This window comes from Streptomyces sp. 13-12-16, assembly GCF_002114215.1.
Classification (GTDB): domain Bacteria; phylum Actinomycetota; class Actinomycetes; order Streptomycetales; family Streptomycetaceae; genus Streptomyces.
On sequence record NZ_NCTE01000378.1, the window covers coordinates 1 to 5,218 of the forward strand.

Sequence of the window (5,218 nt, forward strand, 5' to 3'; positions counted from 1 at the left end):
GGTCACAGCCCCCCGTAGAACAGCTCCTCCACCACGCTCCGTGCCCGCCGTGCCGTACGCCGGTACGCGTCGAGCATGTCGCCGGCGTGGCCGGGGCCGTAGCCCAGGTAGCGGCCGACGGCGCCCAGTTCGCGGGGCACGGTGGGGAAGGTGTCCCCGGCCCGGCCCCGGACCAGCATCACCGCGTTGCGCACGCGGGTGGCGAGCACCCAGGCCTCGTCGAGGGTGGAGGCGTCGTCCTCGGAGATCAGCCCGGCCGCGCGGGCGGCGGCCAGCGCCTGCCGGGTGCGGGTCGTGCGCAGGCCCGGCTCCCGGGCGCCGTGCCGCAACTGGAGGAGCTGCACGGTCCACTCCACGTCGGACAGCCCGCCCGGCCCGAGCTTGGCGTGCAGCTTGGGGTCGGCGCCGCGCGGCAGCCGCTCGGACTCCATGCGGGCCTTCAGCCGCCGGATCTCCCGGACGGCCTCCTCGTCGAGCCCGGCGGCCGGATAGCGCAGCGGGTCGACCATCTCGGTGAAGCGGCGGCCCAGGTCCTCGTCCCCGGCGACGTGCTCGGCGCGCAGCAGCGCGTGCCGCTCCCACACCAGCGACCAGCGGCGGTAGTACGCCTCGTACGACTTGAGCGTGCGCACCAGCGGGCCGGACTTGCCCTCCGGGCGCAGGTCGGCGTCGATGAGCAGGGGCGGGTCGGCGCTCGGTATCTGCAGCAGCCGGCGCATCTCGGCGACCACCTTGCCCGCGGCCTCGGCGGCCTCCCGCTCGTCCACGCCGTCGCGCGGTTCGTGCACGAACAGGACGTCCGCGTCGGAGCCGTAGCCCAGCTCGTGCCCGCCGAAGCGGCCCATGCCGATGATGGCGAACCGGGTGGGGAGCGTGTCCCCCCAGCCCTCGCGGACCACCGCGCGGAGCGTGCCGGCGAGGGTGGCGGCCGTCAGGTCGGACACCGCGCCGCCCACCAGGTCCACCAGGGCGCCCTGATCGGCCTCGGCGGGCTGTGACTCGGTGCCGTAGGAGCCGACGATGTCGGCGGCGGAGGTACGGAACAGCTCGCGGCGGCGCACCCCGCGGGCGGCCGTGACGCCCTGGACGGCGTTGTCGGCGCGGCGGACGGCGGCGAGCATCTCCTGCTCCAGATGGGCGCGGGGCCGCGGTTGGAGCCCGCCGCCCCCGTCGCCGAGCAGCGCCACCGCCTCGGGGGCGCGCATCAGCAGGTCGGGGGCAAGCCGTCCGGCGGACAGCACGCGGGCCAGGTTCTCGGCGGCGGCGCCCTCGTCGCGCAGCAGCCGCAGGTACCAGGGCGTCTTGCCGAGCGCGTCGGAGACCTTGCGGAAGGTGAGCAGACCGGCGTCCGGGTCGGCGGAGTCCGCGAACCAACCGAGCAGCACCGGCAGCAGGGTGCGCTGGATGGCGGCCTTGCGGGTGACACCGGACGCCAGTGCCTCCAGGTGGCGCAGCGCGGCGGCCGGATCGGCGTACCCGAGCGCGATCAGCCGCTCCCGCGCGGCCTCGGCGCTGAGCCGGGCCTCGCCGGGGGCGAGCGCGGCGACGGCGTCGAGCAGCGGCCGGTAGAACAGCTTCTCGTGCAGCCGCCGTACGACGGAGGCGTGCCGCTTCCACTCCCGGGTCAGGGTGGCGACCGGGTCGGTGCGCAGGTCGAGGGAGCGGCCCAGGCGGCGCAGGTCGGCCTCGTCGTCGGGGACGAGGTGGGTGCGGCGCAGCCGGTGGAGCTGGATGCGGTGCTCCATGGAGCGCAGGAAGCGGTAGGCGTCGTCGAGCTGGGCGGCGTCCGCGCGGCCGACGTAGCCGCCGGCGGCGAGGGCCTTCAGCGCGTCGAGGGTGGTGCCGCTGCGCAGCGAGGCGTCGGAGCGGCCGTGCACCAGTTGCAGCAGCTGCACGGCGAACTCGACGTCCCTGAGGCCCCCCGGGCCCAGCTTGAGCTGCCGGTCGATCTCGGCGGCGGGGATGTTCTCCACCACCCGGCGGCGCATCTTCTGCACGTCGGCGACGAAGTTCTCCCGCTCGGCGGCCCCCCACACCAGCGGCTGGAGCGCGGCGACGTACTCCTCGCCGAGCGCGAGGTCACCGGCGACCGGGCGGGCCTTGAGCAGTGCCTGGAACTCCCAGGTCTTGGCCCAGCGCTGGTAGTAGGCCAGGTGGGAGGCGAGGGTGCGCACCAGCGGCCCGTTGCGGCCCTCGGGGCGGAGGTTGGCGTCGACGGGCCAGATGGAACCCTCGACGGTGGTCTCGGAGCAGATCCGCATCATGTGCGCGGCGAGCCGGGTCGCGGCGCGCAGCGCCTTGTCCTCGTCGGCCCCGTCCACCGCCTCGCCGACGAAGACGACGTCGACGTCGGAGACGTAGTTCAGCTCGTGTCCGCCGCACTTGCCCAGCGCGATCACCGCGAGTCGGCAGAGCCCGGCGTCCTCGGGCGCGGCGGCCCCGGCGAGGGCGAGGGCGGCGCGCAGGGTGGCGGTGGCGAGGTCGGCGAGCTCGGCGGCGGTCTGGGCGACCTCGATGGTGCCGCAGACGTCACGGGCGGCGATGGACAGCAGACAGCGCCGGTAGGCGACGCGCAGCGAGACCGGGTCGTCGGCCTCGGCGAGGCCCCGCTCGAACTCCTCGATGCCCGGGTGCAGGTCGCGCGGCTCGTAGGTGACGAGGGCCTGCCAGTCGCTCGGGTGCCGGGCCAGATGGTCGGCGAGCGCCTCGGAGGCGCCGAGCACCCCGAGCAGCCGGTCCCGCAGCGGCTTGGCGGCTATCAGCGTGTCCAGCAGCTCCTGCCGGGCGGTGGGCCCGTCCTGCGCCTCCAGCAGCCGCACCAGGCCCCGTAGCGCGAGGTCGGGGTCGGCGGTGGCGCCGAGGGCGTCCAGCAGCACGGGGTCGTTGCGCACCAGCGCGAGTCCGGCGCTGTCGAGCAGCCGCTCCGCGGCGGACGGATCGGTGAAGCCGTGCCGCAGCAGTCGCGTGAAGGTACTGCTCCTGCGCCCCGGCGCCGACGTCATCCCCGGCCTCCCTCGTGCCTCGTGCCCGTGCCTGCCGCACATGCCCCGGATCAGGGTCGTACGGCCATGAGCCTATCCGGAGTACGGGGCCCTGGCCCGGGACGCGGTGGGACACGCCTCCGCCGGTACTTCGGGTGGGACACGCCTCTGTCGGCATTTCGGTGGCGCGGCGGACGGTTTTCGGATTCGGTGGGGACAGCCGTCCGGCCGGACCGGGTGACGGTCCGGGCGACGCGCAGCCGATACGCCGACGAAGGAGCCGCTGTTCCATGGACATGACCCTCGAAGTGATCCCGCTCCCGGTGAGCGACATCGACCGCGCCAGGGACTTCTACCGGGACAAGGTCGGCTTCCACGTCGACATCGACCAGGAGGTCATGCCGGGCGTGCGCATCGTCCAGCTCACCCCGCCCGGCTCCGGCTGCTCGATCGCCCTGGGCAACAGCATCTGGGAGATGAGCCCGGGACCCACCCCGGCCCCCGGCTCCTACCAGGGGCTCCAGCTCTGCGTCGCCGACATCAAGGCGGCCCACGCGGAACTGACCGCCCGGGGCCTGGAGGTCTCCGACCCGGTCGAGTACGCCCCGGCCGACGGCGCCACCTTCATGTACTTCACGGACCCGGACGGCAACGGCTGGGCGGTACAGGAGTACCGGCGGCGGGCGGAGGAGCCGCTGCACAAGGTGCTGGGGGATCTGGCGGAGGGGTAGGTCCGCCGTCGCCGATCAGAGATCGTCGGGAAGGATGCGGAAGCAGGAGAAGTCACCACCCGCCGGACGTAGCGCCCGGAAGTCCCGGAGGTCTCTGGTGAGGATGGCGTCCGTGCCGTATTCGGCGGCGAGAGCGACGTTGACCGCGTCCACCAGGTCCAGGTCCAGGGACGCGTACCGGGCCCGGACGGCCAGCGCGGCATCCATGATCTCCGGTGTCGGCGGGGCGAGGACCAGCCGCATCTGCCGGACGCGCTCGGTGAGAGAGCGAAGGATTCCGTCGGCCGCCCCGCGCCCGGCACGGCTGGTGGCCACCTGGTGCACCTCGGTGAGCGCGAGCGGGCTGGCGACGAGGAAGCCGCACTGCTCCGCGGCCTTCCTGGCGGCGTAATGATCCGGGTCGGACCGGTTGAACAGAGTGAGGATGCCGGAAGTGTCGGCGATGGCGATCACGCCGCGTCGCCCCGGTTCCGGCGCTCGCGCTCCGCGTGGCCCCGGGTGACCGCCGACCGGATCTCGTCCTTGTCCACGGGACCGCCGAGGTCGAACGTCTCCTCGTCGGAGACGAACGGTTCGTCCCACACACGGTGCGCCAGAGCGATTCGGTGGATGCCCTCGCGAATTATCTCCGCCTCCGACACCCCCAGTCGAGCAGCCGCCTCCTTGATCAGGAACAGATCGCTGTCGTCCGCGTAGACATTGGTGCGCTTCAGAGCCATGCCACCATGGTACAGGTCATGTACCACGCATGTGCTGCACGCCTCGGGCCGGCCTGCGCCGCGGAGGTACGGGCGCCGCCCGACCGCGTGACGCGCGTTCTTCTCATTGCGTGTCAAACCATGACAAATGGCCACTCGGGCTGAGACGGACGGACATGTGTGCGGTCAGGAGCGCGCGAGCTCCGGCCCACATCGGGTCACCGGGCACGGGCCGTACGCGTACATCCGATGAGGGGAAGTCGCCGATGAGTGAGTCCGTACGAACCGGATCCGGGAGCACCGGAGACAAGGTCAAGGCAGAGACCGCCGCGACGGCCGGCCAGGCCAAACAGGCCGCCGGCCAGGTGGCGGGGACCGCGGCGGAACAGGCCAGGAACGTCGTGGGTGAGGCGCGGCAGCAGGCCGGTACGGTCATCGAGGACCTGCGCGGCCGCGCGATCGACGAGGCGGACGGGCAGACCAGGCGGGCGGCCGGCACGCTGCGGCAGTGGGCGAACGACTTCTCGAACCTGGCCGCGCACGCCGAGCACGACTCGCCCGCCCGGGGCCTGGCGGCCCGCGCGGGCGACAAGGGAATGCGGATGGCCGACTATCTGGAGCGGCAGGGGGTCGAGGGCATCGCCGCCGACCTCCAGGGATTCGCCCGGCGCCGCCCCGGCGCCTTCCTCGGCGGCGCGCTGCTGGCCGGGCTGGCCGTCGGACGCCTGGCGAAGGTGACGCAGACGGCCTCCCGGGCCGACGGGAACGGGCAGCGGCGGGTCACCGCGCCCCCGGCCCCCGAGGCCCT

5 protein-coding genes are annotated in these 5,218 nt (G+C 73.7%); 2 read left to right on the forward strand and 3 right to left on the reverse strand.

What is annotated here, in order from left to right:
• Positions 1–2 precede the first annotated feature (2 nt).
• Positions 3–3,002 (reverse strand): bifunctional [glutamine synthetase] adenylyltransferase/[glutamine synthetase]-adenylyl-L-tyrosine phosphorylase, encoded by a 3,000-nt coding sequence (locus B7767_RS15755; RefSeq protein WP_085572740.1) that lies wholly within the window; start codon positions 3,000–3,002, stop codon positions 3–5.
• A gap of 269 nt (positions 3,003–3,271) precedes the next feature.
• Here B7767_RS15755 and B7767_RS15760 point away from each other — a divergent pair, with 269 nt between their 5' ends.
• The gene (locus B7767_RS15760) at positions 3,272–3,712 is read left to right on the forward strand and encodes a VOC family protein (protein WP_085572741.1); all 441 of its coding nucleotides are present in this window, start codon (positions 3,272–3,274) and stop codon (positions 3,710–3,712) included.
• Positions 3,713–3,727: 15 nt separating this feature from the next.
• Here B7767_RS15760 and B7767_RS15765 read toward each other — a convergent pair whose 3' ends face one another.
• Entirely contained in the window at positions 3,728–4,165 is a 438-nt protein-coding gene (locus B7767_RS15765) for a type II toxin-antitoxin system VapC family toxin (RefSeq protein WP_085572742.1), read from the reverse strand.
• On the reverse strand, positions 4,162–4,431 hold the full coding sequence (locus B7767_RS15770; RefSeq protein WP_085572743.1) for a CopG family transcriptional regulator: 270 nt from the start codon (positions 4,429–4,431) through the stop codon (positions 4,162–4,164). Before B7767_RS15770 ends, B7767_RS15765 begins: the two co-directional genes overlap by 4 nt.
• 245 nt (positions 4,432–4,676) lie before the next feature.
• Here B7767_RS15770 and B7767_RS15775 point away from each other — a divergent pair.
• A partial coding sequence (locus tag B7767_RS15775; RefSeq protein ID WP_085572744.1) for a hypothetical protein occupies positions 4,677–5,218 on the forward strand: 542 nt, incomplete at its 3' end.

Bases quoted from the DNA above. Each gene is read 5' to 3' on its own strand.
- B7767_RS15770 (WP_085572743.1), bottom strand. From the start codon at position 4,431: ATGGCTCTGAAGCGCACCAATGTCTACGCGGACGACAGCGATCTGTTC.
- B7767_RS15760 (WP_085572741.1), top strand. From the start codon at position 3,272: ATGGACATGACCCTCGAAGTGATCCCGCTCCCGGTGAGCGACATCGAC.
- B7767_RS15755 (WP_085572740.1), bottom strand. From the start codon at position 3,002: ATGACGTCGGCGCCGGGGCGCAGGAGCAGTACCTTCACGCGACTGCTG.